The organism is Streptomyces polygonati, from assembly GCF_042650325.1.
GTDB classification, from domain to species: domain Bacteria; phylum Actinomycetota; class Actinomycetes; order Streptomycetales; family Streptomycetaceae; genus Actinacidiphila; species Actinacidiphila polygonati.
In genome coordinates, this window is sequence record NZ_JBHSBB010000010.1 from 209,833 (window position 1) to 227,592 (window position 17,760).

Consider the following 17,760-nt stretch of genomic DNA (forward strand, 5'->3'; position numbering starts at 1 on the left):
TTCACCGGTCGAATCCGTGGCGGGCCCATGGACAAGGCCAATGGTCTAGTCCACAATGGGACACCACAGACCTCCGCACTCCCCGCACAGGAGAGCGGATCGAGGCCATGGCGTTCTCTGCCCTGACGACGCCGGACGCCTCTTCTGGTCGGTGCCGACCGATCCGCGGGGACCGCACACCCCGCCGGCCGAGGCATCGACGGCAGCTCCGGGCTGCGGTGCTGGAGAGGTTGAGGGTCCTCTCCCGGCACCGCGGCCCGAAGTGCGTTCGGGGGGCGACACAGCGGGCTCCGGAGACCTCTCTGCTAGATTGGTCTATACCACAGGCCCTCATCCTGAACGGCCCCCATCCAGAACGGCAGGCCCAGCGTGGAAGTTGTCATCGTCCCGGACGCCGCCGCGGGCGGCGAGATCGTCGCGCAGGCCGTGGCCGCCCTGCTGAGCCGTAAGCCGGACGCCCTGCTGGGCGTGGCCACCGGCTCGACCCCGCTGCCCGTCTACCAGGCGCTGGCCGCCAAGGTCCGCTCCGGCGCGGTGGACGCCTCCCGGGCCCGGGTCTGCCAGCTGGACGAATACGTGGGCCTGCCCGCCGGCCACCCCGAGTCGTACCGCTCGGTGGTCCTGCGCGAGGTGGTCGAGCCGCTCGGGCTGTCCGCCGGGTCCTTCATGGGCCCGGACGGCTCCGCCGAGGACATCCTCGCGGCCTGCGCGGCCTACGACGCGGCGCTGTCGGCGGCCGGCGGGGTGGACCTCCAACTGCTCGGGATCGGCACCGACGGGCACATAGGGTTCAACGAACCCTGCTCCTCGCTGGCCTCCCGCACCCGGATCAAGACGCTCACCGACCAGACCCGGGTGGACAACGCCCGCTTCTTCGGCGGCGACATCGAGCAGGTCCCGCACCACGTCATCACCCAGGGCATCGGCACCATCCTGGAGGCCCGGCACCTGGTGCTGCTCGCCACCGGCGAGGGCAAGGCCGACGCGGTCGCCCAGACCGTCGAGGGACCGGTCGCCGCGGTCGTGCCGGCCTCGGCGCTCCAGCTGCACCAGCACGCCACGGTGGTGGTCGACGAGGCCGCGGCCTCCAAGCTGAAGCTGGCGCCGTACTTCCGGGCCACCTACGCGGCGAAACCGGCCTGGCAGGGTCTCTGACCCGAGCGCCGGCGATCCGGCGCCGGCCGCGGCGTCAGGACGCGGCGGCGGCCGGGGCCGGGTCGCCGGCCTCCAGCGAGTCGCGGACCCGGCGCAGTTGCAGCGCGAGCTGGATCTGCAGGCTCGCACCGGCCTTCTGCCAGTCGGGCCCGAGGAGTTGGGAGACCCGCTCCAGCCGTCTGACCACGGTGTTGGGATGCACCTGGAGGGCTTCGGCGGCGTAGGTGGGGCTGCCGCCGACCGCGAAGTAGGCGGCCAGGGTCCCCTCCAGGTCCGTGGAGCGCTCCGCGTCGTAGGCCAGTACCGGGCCGAGGGTGGCGTCGAGGAAGCCGCCCACGTCCCGGTTGTCGCCCAGCAGCATCCCCACGAAGCCCAGCTCCCGCGCGGTGGCGGCCACGCCCTCGCCGCCGAGCGCGGTCAGGGCCTCCAGGCAGCGCACCGCCTCCTGGTGGGCGCGCGGCACCCCGTCGGAGCCGCCCGACACCGCGGCTCCCCCGGCCTTCACCGGACGGCCGAGCGCGCGGCCCAGCTCCGCGGCCACTGTCCGGGTCACCGGCCCCGGCTCGTCGCCGGGGAGCAGCAGCACCAGGTGGCTGTCGCGGACGACCTTCATCCCGCCGGTCCGGGCCGCGTGGGCGGCGGCCCACATCGTGATACGGCCGCGCTGGCCGGTCTCGATCCTGACCACCACCACGACATGCGGGCGGGCCAGGTCCAGGCCGAGCGGCGTGGCCGGCTGCCGGACGGCCGGAGGTTCCCCGCACGGCGCCCCGCTGAGCAGCGCGTCCAGCGCCTCGTCGCCGACCCGGCGGGTGCGGCCCGCGCCGCGCGCCGAGAGCGCGTGGATCGCGGCGGCCGACGCCGCGTGGCGCAGCAGCCGCAGATCCACGTCGTCCCTGATCCGCCGCCCGCGCAGCACCAGCGCGCCCAGATCCTCGCCGCCGGCCCGGACCGGGAGCGCGCTGACGCCGCTGGGCAGATGGACGCCGCGGTTCTCCGTCCGCGCCTCCAGCACCGCCCCGGCCACCTCTTCGGCCTCTTCGGCCGAGACGTCGGTGAGGTCGCCGTACTGGGCGACGACCGCGTCGTCGCCGTCGCGCAGCACCACGGCGCCGGCCAGCGCCTTCGCGGCGGTGGTGACCAGTTCCTGGGCGTCCCCGCCGGCCAGCGCCGACTCGATCATCTGCCGGCCGCAGTCCGCGGCCTCCCGCTCGGTCCGGATCTCGGCGCGCAGCCGGTCCTGGAGGCCGGCGACGAAGGCCAGCCGGATCCTGGTCTCCTCCAGCGCCCGGGTGCGTTCCACCACGGTGGCGGCGTGGTCGGCCAGCGCGGTGGCCCGGGCGACCTCGTCGGGGGTGAAGTCATGCGCGGCCCGCTCGGCGACGAACAGCACCCCGAGCACCCGCTCGGCGGTGCGCAGCGGGACGGCGAGCAGCGCGGAGATGCCCTCGGCGACGACCATCCCGTCCAGTTCCTCGCTGCGGGTCACCCCGGTGTCCCGCAGATAGTCGGCGGTCCACACCGCCGCCCGGTGGGCGACCGCGTCCCCCGCCATGCCGCGGCCGGCCGGCAGCCGGATCTCGGCGGCGAGCGCGGAGATGGCGCCGTCGCTGGCCGCGACGGCCGCGCCGCCCTGCTCGTCGCACAAGGTGACATAGGCGGCGTCGGAGTGGGTGAGCCGGCGGGCCCGCCGGGCGAGGGTGCGCAGCAGCGGTCCCAGCGCCTGCTGCTCGCCGAAGTCCTCGACCGCGTCGACGAGTTCTCCGAGTTCGACCCGTCTGCGGTCCAGCAGCCGGAGCCGGTTGTCGATCTGCAGGGCCATCTCCACCGAGGTCTCGGTCTTCCGGACCACATCCGCCGGCGCCCCGGCCAGCCGTGTCCTCAGCAGCAGTTCCTCGTATTCAGCCGGGGACGCCTTCATGACGAGGAGCCCCAGCAGACCGCTCTCGCCGCGGGACGCGTCCAGCTGTGACATCGGTTCTCCGTAGCGTGTGAAGCGGCTGGTGGGGCCGGTGCTTTCTGATGCGGATCCCGATCCGGGGAGGGGTGGGTGCGCGCGGTCGCGGCTGAGGGGTCCGGGCCCGCTGCCCGGAGCCGGTCCGCACGGCGCGGCGGCCGGACACGAACCGGAGGAGGAAGGGCGCGCCGGGGCACGGGGGACGCGGCCGGCCGCCTCGACCGCCGGGGCGGGAGGCTGGGCCGCCGAAGTGGCGCGCCGGGGCATGCTGCGACCCATCGGCTTCGTCCCACCCCCGTGGCTTCGGATGACGCTCGTCGCGTTCATGGTCATTCATCGCCGTGGTGCCGGGCAAGTGGGCAGCGTGACGGGCTTGTCCGGCGGCGTACGGTCCCGGCCGGCCGGGTTCCCGGACCGGGGGCGCCGGGCCGGATACGGGGGGTGACATGCCGGACGCCCGTCCGGCCGGCCCGGCGGGGGCGGCGGGACGGGCGTCCGGGGGCGCGGCTGCGGATCAGGCGGGCCGGCCCGCCGCCTTCAGCATGGCCACCGCGTGCGCGGCCGAGGCCAGCGTCATGTGGCGGTGCCAGCCGTTGTACGACCGGCCGGTGTAGTCCCGGATGCCCAACCGGTCCGCGGTCTCCTCGAAGTTGCGCTGCACCCGCCCGGTGAGCCTGCTCAGCCGCACGAGTTCCGAGGGCTGGGCCCCCACCAGGTCGGTGATCCACAGGTCGGCCGGCAGCCGCCGGCGGTCCTCGGTGACGCCGAGCAGCGTGAGGTCGGCCCGCGCGGCGTCCGGCCCGGCACCGGCCGGCAGCCGCACCCGCAGCGAGGCGGCCAGGCTGTAGCGGGTCAGCGCCGCGGTGTGGTCGCGCCATATCACCGGCCGCAGCCGGTCCCGGGCCATCAGCACGATCTGCCCGGCCGGCAGCGGACCGGTGCCGCGGCCGACCAGCGCCCGGTCGGTCACGCTCAGCCGGAAGGCGGCGCCGATCCTGAGCAGGAAGGGCACTCCCGCGGCCCGGAACCGCTGGACCACGGCGGGCACGTCCGCCCCCCGGGCGTCCAGCACCACCGGCCGCCCGGGCGGCCCCCAGCTCGCGGCCTGGAGGCAGGCGTCGATCGTGCTGTCGCAGAGCGACTGCGCCACCACGTCGTCGGGGACGGACGCCTGCCGGCGCCGCGGCCAGTCCTCCGCCCAGGACGGCGAGAGGTGCAGCCGCCAGTTGACCGGGCTGCTGGTCTCCTCGGTGGCGGCCCAGACACCCACCGCCCGCTGGGCGTTGATCACCTGCCCGGCCTCGGGGATGTACTGCCGCTCCACGCCGACCGAGTTCTCACCGGTCTTCGGGATCACCATCGGGCGCACCACCCAGGCCAGCGGCCCCACGTTGCTGTCCAGGTGCCGGGAGAGCGCCCGCCGGACCGGCACCCAGTCCCAGGTGGAGCTGGAGATGAAGTGGTGCAGGCTCTGCTCGGTCGCCGAACCGCCCAGTTCGATGGCGATGTTACGGATGGACCGGCGGCCACGGGCCCGCAGCAGGCCCCGGATGTAGTCGTCGCCCCTGCGGCGCTGGTCGCTGCGGACCAGTGAGGCGAACAGGACGCCGGAGAGTTCCGCCAGGGAGCCGTCGTCCCAGGGCTGCGGCTGGGTCGCCACAGGAGGCACGGGGGGCGCGGGTGGGCGCTCCTCGGCGGTCCTGGTCCCCAGCACGTCGTCTGCGCGCATGCGTTTCCCCCGTATGCCCACTCGCTGTTCGGTCCGCCCGCTGTGCGGTGCCTTTCGTGCGCACGCCAACCCTGCGCCGAACGGGCGGGCCGCCCAAGGTTCCCCGGACACCCACTTGTGCCGCCGATGTGGGTGATCGGCACTTTCCGCTGCCGCTCGGGCCGATGGGAGGTTCCCCGTCCCGTGGAGGATGTGTGGTCGCACCACACCACTGCACGGATGCCCCCGGGGGCGTTCGAGCCCCACCCCCGCCGCATGCACCGGCTGATCGCCCGCCTTGGGCCGCGCCTCACGGACGCCACCCCGTCCGCCCGGGCGAGGCCACGGGATCCGCCTCGCGCGCTCACCGGGCGAGCAGCCGCCAAACCGCCGTCAGGCCTCGCACGTTGGCGGGAGGACGGCGCCCGACCCCGGCAACGCCACCAGTGCCGAGCCGACCCACCGCTCCTGCCCAGCCGAAGGACAACAGGCAACCGGCGGGTCCGGCCTCGCACGTTCACGGGGCGGCGGCGCCCAACCCCCGCAGCAGCTGCACCCGGACCCGGACCACAACATCCGCCCGCCCGAAGCCCGGCGAGCAACCGGCGGGGCCGGCTGGGCAGCCGTGCCGGGACCCGGCAGCGGCGCCAGCGACCGCTACGTCCGCCCCGGGCGAAGAGCAGCCCGCAGGCGGCGGGAGCCGGCCTGCTGGGTTCGCGAGGGCGGCGCCGACGTCGTGGTCGGACGCGTGAGTCGCCGGACGGCGTTGGCGGACGCCCCGCCGCCGACCGGGGGCCCGGCCCGGGGTCGGGCCCCGGGCTGCGGGCTGCGCGCCGGGTGGTGTTACGTGTCGCGGCCGACGATCGCCTCGGCCGCCGCCTCGCCGCAGACGCGAGCCGCGCCGTGGGTGGCGATGTGGAGGGAACCAGTGGGCGGGGCCTGGGGGACGCCCATCTCGACAACGATCGTGTCGGGGCGGGTGGTCAGGACGGCCGCCAAGGTGTCGGCCATCCAGGCGTGGCGGTGGGCGTCGCGGACGACCACGACCAGCCGGCGGGAGCCGGCCTCCGCGAGGATGCGGGCGGGGAGGGCGGACGGGTCGCCGTCCGCGTCCGCCGCGCGGTAGGTGGCCGTGAGGGTGCCCGGCAGCAGCCGTTCCAGCTCGGCCGCCACACCCCACGGCGTGACATCGCCGACCGCGATGTTGGCCACCGGCGTGAAGGCCGCGACGAAGGGCGGCGCGTCGAGCGGTGTGAAGTCGGCCGAGCGGGTGAGCCGCAGCGCCCGGCGGGCGGCCTCCAGGCCGACCTCGGAGCCGGGGACGATCGCCTCGGCCGCGCCGGCGCGGGCCCGCTCCGCGGTCCACGCCGCCAGCCGCCGTACCCGGTTCGCGGCGTCGGCGAGCCGCCCGGCGGGCAGCGACCCGTCCCGTACGGCCGCCACGATGGCGTCCCGCAGGGTCAGTACGGTCTGCTCGTCCGACAGTCCGCCGCCCACGCAGATCGCGTCCGCGCCGGCCGCCAGCGCCATCACGGTGCCGCGGGCGATGCCGTACGTCGCCGCGATCGCCTGCATCTCGATGCCGTCGGTGACGATGAGCCCGTCGTAGCCGAGGCCGCCCTCCGAACTCGGCGCCCGCAGCAGGCCGGTGAGCACGGCGGGGCTGAGCGTGGCGGGCAACTCCGGGTCGAGCGAGGGCACCAGGATGTGCGCGCTCATCACCGCCTTGCTGCCGGCCGCCAACGCGGCGCGGAAGGGTACGAGTTCGCGCTCGCGCAGCGTCTCCGGGTCCACATCGATGCGCGGCATCGCGTGGTGGGAGTCGATCGCGGTGTCGCCGTGGCCGGGGAAGTGCTTGACGCAGGCGGCCACACCGGCCGACTGGAGGCCCTCCACATAGGCCGCGGTGTTGCGGGCGACCAGCTCGGGGTCCGCGCCGAAGGACCGTACCCCGATGACCGGGTTGCCCGGGTCGGAGTTGACGTCGGCGGACGGCGCCCAGTCGAGGTTGACCCCGCACAGCGCCAGCCGGCGGCCGAGTTCGGCGGCCACCGCCCGGGTCAGCTTGACGTCGTCCACCGCGCCGAGCGCGAGATTGCCGGGGAAGGACGAGCCGCCGCGCGCCTCCAGCCGGGTGACGTCGCCGCCCTCCTCGTCGGCGGCCACCAGCACGTCCGGCCGTACCGCCCGCAACTGAGCGGTCAGAGCGGTGAGCTGCTCGGCCGATTCGATGTTCCGGGAGAACACCGCGACCGCGCCGAGCCCTTCGGCGAGCTGGCGCAGCACCCACTCGGGGGCGCTGATGCCGACGAAGCCGGGCTGGAGGACGGTGAGCGCGTCACGGGTGACGGAGGGGTCTGCCGGGCCACCGGGCTCGGGAGAAGCGTCCGCGGTGCTGTCGACGGAAATGACGGTCATCCCTTCACCGCCCCGGCCGTCAGACCGGAGGCCACCTTGCGCTGGACGAACAGGAAGAAGATCACCACGGGCAGGGCGATGAGGATCGAGCCCGCCATCAGGGCCCCGTAGTCCGTGCCCCGCGTGGTGTTGAAGTCGAGCAGCCAGACGCTCAGCGTGTATTTGTCGTTGTCCTGGAGCAGGACATACGCGAACAGGTATTCGTTCCACGCCGTCATCAGCGCGTAGATGGAGGCGGCGACCAGCCCCGGCGCGAGCAGCGGCAGGATGACCCGGCGGAAGGCGGACAGCTGGCTGCAGCCGTCGACCATCGCCGACTCCTCCAGCTCCTTGGGGATGTTGACGATGAAGCCGCGCAGCATCCAGACCGAGAACGGGAGCGTGGTGGCGGAGTAGACGGCGATGACGCCCCAGTACTGGTTGAGCCCGCCGGCCTTGTTCAGCTGGATGTAGATCGGGATCAGCATCGAGGTGGCCGGGACCAGCTGGACCACCAGCAGGGTGATCATCAGCGCGCGCTTGCCCCAGAAGTGGAACCGGCCGATGGCGTAGGCGGCCAGCAGGCCGATGCCGATGGCGATGACCACCGAGAAGACCGAGATGATCACGCTGCTCTTGGCGTTGTTCCAGAAGTTGGGCATGGCCATCGCCCGGCGGAACTGCGCCAGGGTGAGCGAACTCGGGTAGAGCTTCTGGTGGAAGCTGAGGATCTCGTCGCTCGGACGGAGCGCGGTGATGATCATCCAGTACACCGGGAAGCCCATGATCACGGCGGTGATCAGACCGAGCACGTTCCAGCCGGCCCGGCGCTTCTTCGGGGTGGTGTAGACCTGCCTGGCCGCGGGCGTCTCGGCGACGGTCGCGGGGCCGGTCTGGGCGGCGATGCTCACTCGACCTCTCCGATCTTCAGCAGCTGGCGCAGGTAGTAGACGGCGACTCCGGACAGCAGCAGCACGGTGATGACCGAGATGGCCGCTCCCCGGCTGAAGGAGTTGACCGTGAACGCCTGGGTGTAGGAGTAGAGGCCGAGGAGCTGGTAGTCCTGCTCGGGCTGGCCGTTGCGCATCAGCAGGATCTGGCCGAGGACGCCGAAGTCCCAGATCACCGACAGGGTGCTGGTCATCACGAAGACCGGCTTGATCACCGGGAAGGTCACAAACCGGAAGATACCGAATCCGCGGGCGCCGTCGATCCGCGCCGCCTCCTCCAACTCCTTGGGGACCTGGGTGAGCGCCGCGTGCAGGCTGATCGCGATGAAGGGGATGGCGCCCCAGATCACCAGCCCGGCGATGATCGCCATACCGGTGGTCGGATCGAGGAACCAGTTGTGCCGGGTGTAGTCGATACCGGGCAGCCGGGTGAGCATCTGGTCGACCAGGCCGTAGTCGGAGTCGAACATGAACTTGAAGATCGAGGTCGCGACCAGCAGCGGCATCGCCCACACCGCGATCATCACCGAACTCATCGTGACCCGGACCCAGTTGGACACCTTCGTCATCAGCAGCGCGATCAGCAGGCCCAGGCCCATGGTGCCGACCACGCAGACGATCACGAAGACCACCGTACGGAGCACCACCGACCAGAACACGCCGTCGCCGAGCACCGAGCTGTACTGGTCGAAGCCGACCCAGGGCGGCGATATGCCCATCCACAGGTTGTTGCGGCGCTCGTCCTGGAAGGACAGCACGATGGTGTCGACCAGCGGATAGCCGAGGACCGCGACCATGACCAGCAGCGCGGGGGCGATCAGCAGATACGGCAGCGATCTGCCGCGCCGATTGCGTGGGCCGGTGCGGCGGGCGCCGGTCAGGGCGGGCCGGTGCGAGGCCGGCGGCGGGTTCAACGGGCGGCCCCCCACCACCTGTTCATGCGTGTCGGCGGCACTCATCTGCGCTGACCTTTCCTTCGGTGTCCATGCCGGTACTCAAGTCCGGTGTCCCGGCCGGGATGCCTGCCGGTGTCCCCGCGGGCGTTCCGGCCGGTGTCCGGTGCCGGCATCCCGGCCTGCGTTCCGGCCGGGATGCCGGGGCGGGCGGCCCGCTCGCGCGGACCGCCCTCCCGATGGCTGTCGCCGGATCAGCCGGCGGTGTTGATCAGCGAGTTGATCTTGGCGTCGGCTTCCTTGGTGGCGTCCGCGACGGACTTGCCCTTCAGGATGTCGAGCAGCATCGTCTTGAGGACACCCTGCTTCTCGATCGAGGCCCAGCCGGGCGCGATCGGGGTGAACCAGGCGTCGGGCACCGCGTTGGCGGCAGCGGCGGTGGCCGGGTCCGCCTTCATCGGCTCCAGCTGCTTGGTGTTGTTCGGCAGCGTCGCCTTGGTGACGAGGATGGCCTCGTTCTTCTCGCTGGTGTAGTCGGCGATGAACTCCTTGGCCAGGTCCTGCACCTTGGACTTGCTGATCACCGCGAGGTCGGAGCCGCCGATGAAGGACGGCAGCGCCTTGCCGTTGGGGCCGGGCATGGTGGCCGTCTTGAAGGCGTCCTTGAGCTTGGCGTTGCCGGCCGGCGGGGTCACGATGGCGCCGGCCTCCCAGCCGTTGCCGTAGAGCAGGCCGACCTTGGACTGCGCCGCGATGGCGTCCTGGTCCTGCTCGTCCTTGGTCTGGTCGCCGTGGTTGTACTTCTTGACCAGGTCGATGTAGTGCTGGATGCCCTGCTGCGCCTGCGGGGTCTCCAGGCTGGCGGTCCACTTGGTGCCGTCGGTGGTGGCGATGGCGCCGCCGTACGCCTTCACGTACGACATGGCCGCGTACCAGTACTGGCCCGGCAGGTAGAGCGGCGAGTAGGTCTTGTCGGCGCCCTTCTTGGCCTCGACCTTGTCCAGGGCGGCGGTCAGCGCGTCCTCGGTGGCCGGGAAGGTGTCCGAGCCGGTGGCGGCCTTGAAGTCGACGGCGTTGTAGATCGCGACACGGGCACCGGCGTAGTAGGGCACGCAGAAGAGCTTGCCCTGGTAGGTGCAGGTGTCCTCCAGGCCCTTGATCCAGGTGTCGGAGTTGGCGAACTGCTTCTTGTCCACCTGGGCGAGGGCGCCGTTGAGGATGTAGGTCTGGGTCTCGGTGTTGCCGAGCTCGACCACGTCGGGGGCGCTGGAGCCGGACAGCGCGGCGTCCAGCTTCTGTACCTTGTCGCTCCACTGCTGGTACTGGATCTTGAGGTCGACCTTGGGGTACTTCGCCTTGAACTGAGCGGTGGTGTCCTTGACCAGTTCGGGCCAGGTGCTCTGGGATTCCGCCATCAGCCAGACGGTCACCGTGCCGGTGCGGTCGGCCGGATTGGCCGCGGCCTTGTCGTCCTTCTTGTCCGACCCACAGGCCGCAACAGCAACGAACATGGTCGCGACGCCGATTGCCGCGATGAGCTTGCGCTTCACGCCACCCTCCTCAAGGATGATGCCCCAAAACTCCCCCCACCGCCCGAAATGCCGGTCGCTGCGAGACACGAAGGCCGCGTCCAGCTCGTGGGTCTGGGATTGGTCTTTAATGGTTTAGACCAGTACCCGGAGCTTGGCCTAGACCTTTAGGGGTGTCAAGGGTGTATAAGAACACCCGTCGGGTCTGTTATCGGACCGACACCTGAGGGGGATCAGCCACCTACCGCTTCCCTCCGCCACTACCGCCCATGTCACGATGTGAGCCGCTATCAACGGAGGAGCCGGTGACGGCAGCACGACAGCAGTCGGGAGTACACGTCATGGACAGCGACGGGGGCACGGCGACGGAGGCCACCGCGAGCGGCGCCGCGGGCCGGACCGCCCGCGTGCCCAAGTACTACCGGCTCAAGCGCCACCTGCTGGACATTACCCAGACAATGCCGCCCGGTACCCCCGTTCCACCAGAACGCACGCTGGCCACGGAGTTCGACACCTCGCGCACCACCGTCCGGCAGGCGCTGCAGGAACTCGTGGTCGAGGGCCGGCTGGAACGCATCCAGGGCAAGGGCACCTTCGTGGCCAAGCCCAAGGTCTCCCAGGCGCTCCAGCTCACCTCCTACACGGAGGACATGCGGGCACAGGGCCTCGAACCCACCTCCCAGCTGCTGGACATCGGCTACATCACCGCCGACGACCGGCTCGCCGAACTGCTCGACATGAAGGCCGGCGGCCGGGTGCTGCGCATCGAGCGGCTGCGGCTGGCCAACAGCGAGCCGATGGCCATAGAGACCACTCACCTGTCCGCCAAGCGCTTCCCCGCGCTGCGCCGCAGCCTGGCCAAGTACACCTCGCTGTACACCGCGCTGGCCGAGGTCTACGACGTGCGCCTGGCCGAGGCGGAGGAGACCATCGAGACCTCACTGGCCACCCCGCGCGAGGCCGGCCTGCTCGGCACCGACGTGGGCCTGCCGATGCTGATGCTCTCCCGGCACTCGATCGACACCACGGGCGAACCGGTCGAATGGGTACGGTCGGTGTACCGCGGCGACCGCTACAAGTTCGTGGCGAGGCTGAGCCGGCCCATCGACTGACCGGCCCCGCGACCGGCGCGCGCATCTCAGTCGGGTGAGATGCGTGCACACCTGGTGACGTGCGCCGCTCCCCTCCCCTAGATTCCCGGCAGTCACAGTCGTCGCGCAAGGGGACGGGAGCCGCACCCATGTCGGATCAACCGGATCTACCGAGCCAGAAGTCCGCAACACCACCGAATCCGCCCGGCTTACCGGCCCGACCACCGGTCGTCACCGCCGCCCGGGTCCTCGTCGGGCTCTGCCTGCTGGTCCCGTTCGTCGCCCTGCTGTGGGTGAACTCCTACGCCCGGCTGACGCCCCGGTTCATCGGGATCCCGTTCTTCTACTGGTACCAGATGCTCTGGGTGCCGCTGACCGCGGCGCTCACCTACGCCGCGTATGTGCTGGTACGGCGTGAGCAGCGGACCCGCGAGGCGGGTGAGGTCCGGTGAAGGACGGAGTGAACGGCGTCGCGCTCGGCGTCTGCGTGTTCTTCTTCCTCGCCGTCACGGTGCTCGGCTTCCTCGCCTCCCGCTGGCGGCGCGCCGAGAACGCCCTGCACCTGGACGAATGGGGCCTGGGCGGCCGGAGCTTCGGCACCTGGGTCACCTGGTTCCTGCTGGGCGGCGACCTCTACACCGCCTACACCTTCGTCGCCGTGCCCGCCGCGATCTACGGCGCGGGCGCGGCCGGCTTCTTCGCGGTGCCGTACACGATCATCACCTACCCGCTGGTCTTCCTCTTCCTGCCGCGGCTGTGGTCGGTGTCCCACCGGCACGGCTATGTGACCTCCTCGGACTTCATCCGCGGGCGGTTCGGCTCCAAGAGCCTGTCGGTGGCGATGGCGATCACCGGCATCATCGCCACCATGCCGTACATCGCCCTCCAACTCGTCGGCATCCAGGCGGTGCTCGACGTGATGGGGGTGGGCGGCGGCGACTCGGCCAACTGGTTCGTGAAGGATCTGCCGCTGCTGATCGCCTTCGGCGTGCTGGCCGCCTTCACCTACTCCTCGGGACTGCGGGCCCCGGCCCTGATCGCCTTCGTCAAGGACGCGCTGATCTACATCGTCATAGTGGTGGCGATCATCTACATCCCCTACAAACTGGGCGGGTTCGACTCCATCTTCAACAAGGCGGACGCCGCCTACAAGATGACCAACCCGGCCACCGGTAAACCGCGCGGCTCGCTGGTGAGCGCGCCGCAGGCCCAATGGGCCTATGCCACGCTCGCGTTGGGCTCGGCGATGGCGTTGTTCCTGTACCCGCACTCGGTGACCGCGGTGCTGTCGGGCAAGAGCCGTGACACCATCCGCCGCAACACCACCATCCTGCCGCTGTACTCGCTGATGCTGGGCCTGCTGGCGATGCTGGGCTTCATGGCCATCGCGGCCGGCGTCGGCAAGGGGATCAAGGGCTACAACGCCCAACTGGCCATCCCGCAGCTCTTCGAGAACATGTTCCCGTCCTGGTTCGCCGGAGTGGCGTTCGCCGCGATCGCCATCGGGGCGCTGGTGCCGGCCGCGATCATGTCCATCGCGGCGGCCAACCTCTTCACCCGCAACATCTACAAGGACCTGTTCAAACCCGACGCCACCGCGGCGCAGGAGACCAAGGTGTCCAAACTGGTCTCGCTGGTGGTCAAGGTCGGCGCGCTCGCGTTCGTGCTCACCATGGACAAGACGGTCGCGATCAACTTCCAGCTGCTGGGCGGTATCTGGATCCTCCAGACCGTCCCGGCGATAGTCGGCGGCCTCTTCACCCGCTGGTTCCACCGCTGGGCGCTGCTGGCCGGCTGGGCGGCCGGCATGGCCTACGGCACCTGGAAGGCCTATCAGCAAGCCAGCCCGACCCAGGCCCACTTCGGTGGCAACTCGGCCAACATCCCGGGCATCGGCCGCCTCGGCTACATCGGTCTGACCGCCTTCGTCCTGAACATCGTGCTCGCGGCGGTGCTCACCCTGGTCCTCCGCGCGGCCAAGGCCCCCGAGGGCCTCGACGAGACCACCCGGGCCGACTACCTCGCCGACCCCCGGCCCAGTGCCGATCCCACCGAGCCCGGCATCACCCCGGGCCTCCCGGAACCGGCGGGCGCGTAACGGTGCCGCCGCGGCCCGGGGCGCATCGCCCCGGGCCGCGGCCGGCCACCCAAGCATCCTGAGCCCGTCCAGGGCCGCCTCCCAGCGCTGACGGGGGTCATGCGAGAGCAGCGCGACACAACATATGGGCCCGCGCTGTTCCGGCAGCACTACATGTATGCTCAAGCCCGCTGCCCGCAGGGGAAGCCGGTGCGAATCCGGCGCTGCCCCGCAACGGTGAGCGGCCGCGCGCCAGCGCCCCCGCACAGCCCGATCGCCTGCCGGCGGCACGCTCGTACCGCGCCCGTAGCGGCCCGAGCACTCGTCCGGGCCTCGCGGATTGGGCCGGCGGACGCGGTACGGCATGCCCGCGCGGCCCGGGAAGGGACGCGGCGCCGACCGCCCCCGCACCCTCCCCGCGCGGCTGCCGCGTCCCAGGGAGAGAGCATCACCGTGACCATCGCGCCCGAACACCCAGCAGCAGCCGCCACCGGCCCCGTACGGCCCCGCGGACCGGAACCGGACGACGGGCCCGGCACCCGGCTGCTGCGGCTTCTCACGGCGCTCACCGCGGACCTCCCCGACACCGACGCCGACCGGGTGGCCGCCGCCGCGCTGCGCGGCCGCAACGCCGCCTCGGACGAGGCCGAGCTGCGCTCGCTGGCCACCGAGGCCGCGGCCGGGCTCATCTCCGACGACCCGGCCTACTCGCGGCTCGCCGCCCGCCTGCTGACCCGTACCATCGCCGCCGAGGCGGCCGGCCAGGGCGCGGTGTCCTTCTCCGCCTCGATCGCGGTCGGCCACCGCGAGGGACTGATCGCCGACCGCACCGCGCGGTTCGTGACCCTGCACGCGGCCGGGCTGGACGCGCTGGTCGAGCGGGCGCTCGCCGACGGCGCCGACGACCGCTTCGGCTACTTCGGGCTGCGCACCCTGCACAGCCGCTATCTGCTGCGGCACCCGATCACCCGGCAGGTGATCGAGACCCCGCAGCACTTCATGCTGCGGGTGGCCGCCGGGCTCGCCGGGGACGACTCCGCCGCCGCGCTGGACGAAGTGGCCTCGCTCTACCGGCTGATGAGCGCCCTGGACTACCTGCCCAGCTCCCCCACCCTTTTCAACTCCGGTACCCGGCACCCGCAGATGTCCTCCTGCTACCTGCTGGACTCCCCGCTGGACGAACTCGACTCGATCTACGACCGCTACCACCAGGTGGCGAGGCTGTCCAAGCACGCCGGCGGCATCGGTCTGCCCTACTCCCGGGTGCGCGCCCGCGGTTCGCTGATCCGCGGCACCAACGGGCACTCCAACGGCATCGTGCCGTTCCTGAAGACGCTCGACGCGTCAGTGGCCGCCGTCAATCAGGGCGGCCGCCGCAAGGGCGCGGCGGCGGTCTATCTGGAGACCTGGCACGCCGACATCGAGGAGTTCCTGGAGCTGCGGGACAACACCGGCGAGGACGCCCGCCGCACCCACAACCTCAATCTGGCCCACTGGGTGCCGGACGAGTTCATGAGGAGGGTCGAGGCGGACGGCTCCTGGTCGCTGTTCTCGCCCGCCGACGTGCCGGAACTGGTCGACCTGTGGGGCGCCGACTTCGACGCGGCCTATCACCGCGCGGAGGCGGCGGGTCTGGCGGTGCGCACCATCGCCGCACGGGAGCTGTACGGCCGGATGATGCGTACGCTCGCCCAGACCGGCCAGGGCTGGATGACCTTCAAGGACGCCGCCAACCGCACCGCCAACCAGACCGCGCTGCCCGGCCACACCGTGCACTCCTCCAACCTGTGCACCGAGATCCTCGAAGTCACCGACGACGACGAGACCGCCGTGTGCAACCTCGGCTCGGTCAACCTCGGCGCGTTCGTCACGCCGGGCGCCCCGGACGGGGACATGGACTGGCGGCGGCTGGACGAGACGGTCCGCACCGCCGTGACCTTCCTGGACCGGGTGGTGGACATCAACTTCTACCCGACCGAGCAGGCCGGCCGCTCCAACGCCAAATGGCGCCCGGTGGGCCTGGGCGTGATGGGCCTGCAGGACGTGTTCTTCAAGCTGCGGCTGCCCTTCGACTCCGCCGAGGCCAGGGCGCTGTCCACCCGGATCGCCGAGCGGGTGATGCTCGCCGCCTACGAGGCGTCCTGCGACCTCGCCGAGCGCGACGGGCCGCTGCCGGCCTGGGACAGGACGCGTACCGCGGCCGGGGTGCTGCACCCCGACCATTTCGGGGTGGACTTCCACTGGCCCGAGCGGTGGGCCGCGCTGCGGGAGCGGGTGGCGGCCACCGGGATGCGCAACGCGCTGCTGCTGGCCATCGCCCCGACCGCCACCATCGCGTCCATCGCGGGCGCTTACGAGTGCATCGAGCCGCAGGTCTCCAACCTCTTCAAGCGCGAGACGCTCTCCGGCGAGTTCCTCCAGGTCAACTCCTACCTGGTGGCCGAGCTCAAGCAGCTCGGGGTGTGGGACGCGCAGTCCCGTGAGGCCCTGCGCGAGGCCAACGGCTCGGTCCAGGGCTTCGGTTGGATCCCGGCCGGGGTACGCGAGCTGTACCGCACCGCCTGGGAGATCCCGCAGCGCGGCCTGATCGACATGGCGGCGGCCCGTACGCCGTTCCTCGACCAGAGCCAGTCGCTGAACCTGTTCCTGGAGACGCCGACCATCGGCAAGCTCAGCTCGATGTACGCCTACGCCTGGAAGCAGGGCCTGAAGACCACCTACTATCTGCGGTCCCGCCCGGCCACCCGGATCGCCCGCGCCGCCCAGGCGGCACCCGTCCCCGTCCCGGTGGTCCCCGATCCCGACGCGGTCGCCTGCTCCCTGGAGAACCCCGAATCCTGCGAGGCATGCCAGTAATGACCAGCACCGTCCCCACCGACGCGACCGCCGTCACGGCCACCACCACGGGCACCACGCCCGCCCCCGCGGTCCGCAAGAACCTGCTCGACCCCGGCTTCGAACTGACCCTGCGCCCGATGCGCTACCCCGACTTCTACGAGCGCTACCGCGACGCCATCAAGAACACCTGGACGGTGGAGGAGGTCGACCTCCACTCCGACGTCGCGGACCTTGCCAAACTCACCGCCGCCGAGCAGCACTTGATCGGCCGGCTGGTGGCCTTCTTCGCCACCGGCGACTCGATCGTGTCCAACAACCTGGTGCTCACCCTCTATCGGCACATCAACTCCCCCGAAGCGCGCCTGTATCTGTCGCGGCAGCTGTTCGAGGAGGCCGTGCACGTCCAGTTCTATCTGACGCTGCTGGACACCTATCTGCCCGATCCGGAGGACCGCACGGCGGCCTTCGCCGCGGTCGAGAACATCCCGTCCATCCGGGAGAAGGCGCAGTTCTGCTTCCGCTGGATGGACTCGGTGGAGAACATCGGCCGGCTCGACACCCGAGCCGACCGCCGCCGCTTCCTGCTCAACCTGATCTGCTTCGCGGCCTGTATCGAGGGCCTGTTCTTCTACGGTGCCTTCGCCTATGTCTACTGGTTCCGCTCCCGGGGGCTGCTGCACGGCCTGGCGACCGGCACCAACTGGGTGTTCCGCGACGAGACGATGCATATGAGCTTCGCCTTCGAGGTGGTCGACACCGTACGCAAGGAGGAACCGGACCTGTTCGACGAGGAGTTGCGGGAGCAGGTCACCGACATGCTGCGCGAAGCCGTCGAGGCGGAGCTCCAGTTCGGCCGGGACCTGTGCGGGGACGGGCTGCCGGGGATGAACACCGAGTCGATGCGCGCGTATCTGGAGTGCGTGGCCGACCAGCGGCTGGTCCGGCTGGGCTTCGCCCCGGTGTACGGCTCCCAGAACCCCTTCTCCTTCATGGAGTTGCAGGGGGTCCAGGAGCTGACGAACTTCTTCGAGCGGCGCCCGTCGGCCTATCAGGTCGCCGTCGAGGGCTCGGTGGCCCTCGACGAGGACTTCTAGCCGGCGGCGACCGCGACGGCCTGCTGCCCCGACGACCTGACGACCTGATGTGACCGTCCCGGACGACCGGG

12 protein-coding genes are annotated in these 17,760 nt (G+C 71.4%); 6 read left to right on the plus strand and 6 right to left on the minus strand.

Going from position 1 to position 17,760, the window contains the following annotated elements; translation table 11 throughout:
• Nucleotides 1-369 precede the first annotated feature (369 nt).
• Nucleotides 370-1,155 carry a glucosamine-6-phosphate deaminase gene (nagB, locus tag ACFO3J_RS13580; RefSeq protein ID WP_386429525.1) on the plus strand — a complete coding sequence of 262 codons (786 nt, stop codon included), beginning with the start codon at nt 370-372 and terminating at the stop codon, nt 1,153-1,155.
• Nucleotides 1,156-1,189: 34 nt separating this feature from the next.
• Here the strand turns inward: nagB and ACFO3J_RS13585 are convergent, their stop codons facing one another.
• The 6 genes from ACFO3J_RS13585 to ACFO3J_RS13610 form a co-directional block, all read right to left on the minus strand.
• Nucleotides 1,190-3,130 (minus strand): helix-turn-helix domain-containing protein, encoded by a 1,941-nt coding sequence (locus ACFO3J_RS13585; protein WP_386429526.1) that lies wholly within the window; start codon nt 3,128-3,130, stop codon nt 1,190-1,192.
• 496 nt (nt 3,131-3,626) lie between these two features.
• Nucleotides 3,627-4,841, minus strand: coding sequence for an IS701 family transposase (locus ACFO3J_RS13590; protein ID WP_386429527.1), 1,215 nt, complete (start codon nt 4,839-4,841; stop codon nt 3,627-3,629).
• A gap of 822 nt (nt 4,842-5,663) precedes the next feature.
• Entirely contained in the window at nt 5,664-7,238 is a 1,575-nt protein-coding gene (locus ACFO3J_RS13595) for a glycoside hydrolase family 3 protein (protein WP_386429528.1), read from the minus strand.
• Nucleotides 7,235-8,128 carry a carbohydrate ABC transporter permease gene (locus tag ACFO3J_RS13600; RefSeq protein ID WP_386429530.1) on the minus strand — a complete coding sequence of 298 codons (894 nt, stop codon included), beginning with the start codon at nt 8,126-8,128 and terminating at the stop codon, nt 7,235-7,237. The genes ACFO3J_RS13595 and ACFO3J_RS13600 overlap by 4 nt, the downstream gene beginning before the upstream one ends.
• A complete protein-coding gene (locus ACFO3J_RS13605; protein WP_386429532.1) occupies nt 8,125-9,126 on the minus strand; it encodes a carbohydrate ABC transporter permease in 1,002 nt (333 codons plus the stop codon). The genes ACFO3J_RS13600 and ACFO3J_RS13605 overlap by 4 nt, the downstream gene beginning before the upstream one ends.
• 188 nt (nt 9,127-9,314) lie before the next feature.
• On the minus strand, nt 9,315-10,610 hold the full coding sequence (locus tag ACFO3J_RS13610; RefSeq protein ID WP_386429534.1) for an extracellular solute-binding protein: 1,296 nt from the start codon (nt 10,608-10,610) through the stop codon (nt 9,315-9,317).
• A gap of 320 nt (nt 10,611-10,930) precedes the next feature.
• On the opposite strand from ACFO3J_RS13610, the gene ACFO3J_RS13615 reads away from it, so the two are divergent.
• The 5 genes from ACFO3J_RS13615 (at nt 10,931) to ACFO3J_RS13635 (ending at nt 17,689) form a co-directional block, all read left to right on the plus strand.
• Complete coding sequence (locus tag ACFO3J_RS13615; protein WP_386429536.1) at nt 10,931-11,701, plus strand: GntR family transcriptional regulator; 771 nt, start codon at nt 10,931-10,933, stop codon at nt 11,699-11,701.
• A gap of 128 nt (nt 11,702-11,829) precedes the next feature.
• A complete protein-coding gene (locus ACFO3J_RS13620) occupies nt 11,830-12,132 on the plus strand; it encodes a DUF3311 domain-containing protein (RefSeq protein WP_386429538.1) in 303 nt (100 codons plus the stop codon).
• Complete coding sequence (mctP, locus tag ACFO3J_RS13625) at nt 12,129-13,778, plus strand: monocarboxylate uptake permease MctP (RefSeq protein ID WP_386429539.1); 1,650 nt, start codon at nt 12,129-12,131, stop codon at nt 13,776-13,778. Before ACFO3J_RS13620 ends, mctP begins: the two co-directional genes overlap by 4 nt.
• A 432-nt stretch (nt 13,779-14,210) precedes the next feature.
• Nucleotides 14,211-16,613 (plus strand): ribonucleoside-diphosphate reductase subunit alpha, encoded by a 2,403-nt coding sequence (locus tag ACFO3J_RS13630; RefSeq protein WP_386429541.1) that lies wholly within the window; start codon nt 14,211-14,213, stop codon nt 16,611-16,613.
• On the plus strand, nt 16,613-17,689 hold the full coding sequence (locus ACFO3J_RS13635) for a ribonucleotide-diphosphate reductase subunit beta (protein WP_386430205.1): 1,077 nt from the start codon (nt 16,613-16,615) through the stop codon (nt 17,687-17,689). Before ACFO3J_RS13630 ends, ACFO3J_RS13635 begins: the two co-directional genes overlap by 1 nt.
• The last annotated feature ends 71 nt before the right edge of the window (nt 17,690-17,760 follow it).

Bases quoted from the DNA above. Each gene is read 5' to 3' on its own strand.
- ACFO3J_RS13585 (WP_386429526.1), bottom strand. From the start codon at position 3,130: ATGTCACAGCTGGACGCGTCCCGCGGCGAGAGCGGTCTGCTGGGGCTC.
- ACFO3J_RS13590 (WP_386429527.1), bottom strand. From the start codon at position 4,841: ATGCGCGCAGACGACGTGCTGGGGACCAGGACCGCCGAGGAGCGCCCA.
- ACFO3J_RS13595 (WP_386429528.1), bottom strand. From the start codon at position 7,238: ATGACCGTCATTTCCGTCGACAGCACCGCGGACGCTTCTCCCGAGCCC.
- ACFO3J_RS13605 (WP_386429532.1), bottom strand. From the start codon at position 9,126: ATGAGTGCCGCCGACACGCATGAACAGGTGGTGGGGGGCCGCCCGTTG.
- ACFO3J_RS13615 (WP_386429536.1), top strand. From the start codon at position 10,931: ATGGACAGCGACGGGGGCACGGCGACGGAGGCCACCGCGAGCGGCGCC.
- ACFO3J_RS13620 (WP_386429538.1), top strand. From the start codon at position 11,830: ATGTCGGATCAACCGGATCTACCGAGCCAGAAGTCCGCAACACCACCG.
- ACFO3J_RS13635 (WP_386430205.1), top strand. From the start codon at position 16,613: ATGACCAGCACCGTCCCCACCGACGCGACCGCCGTCACGGCCACCACC.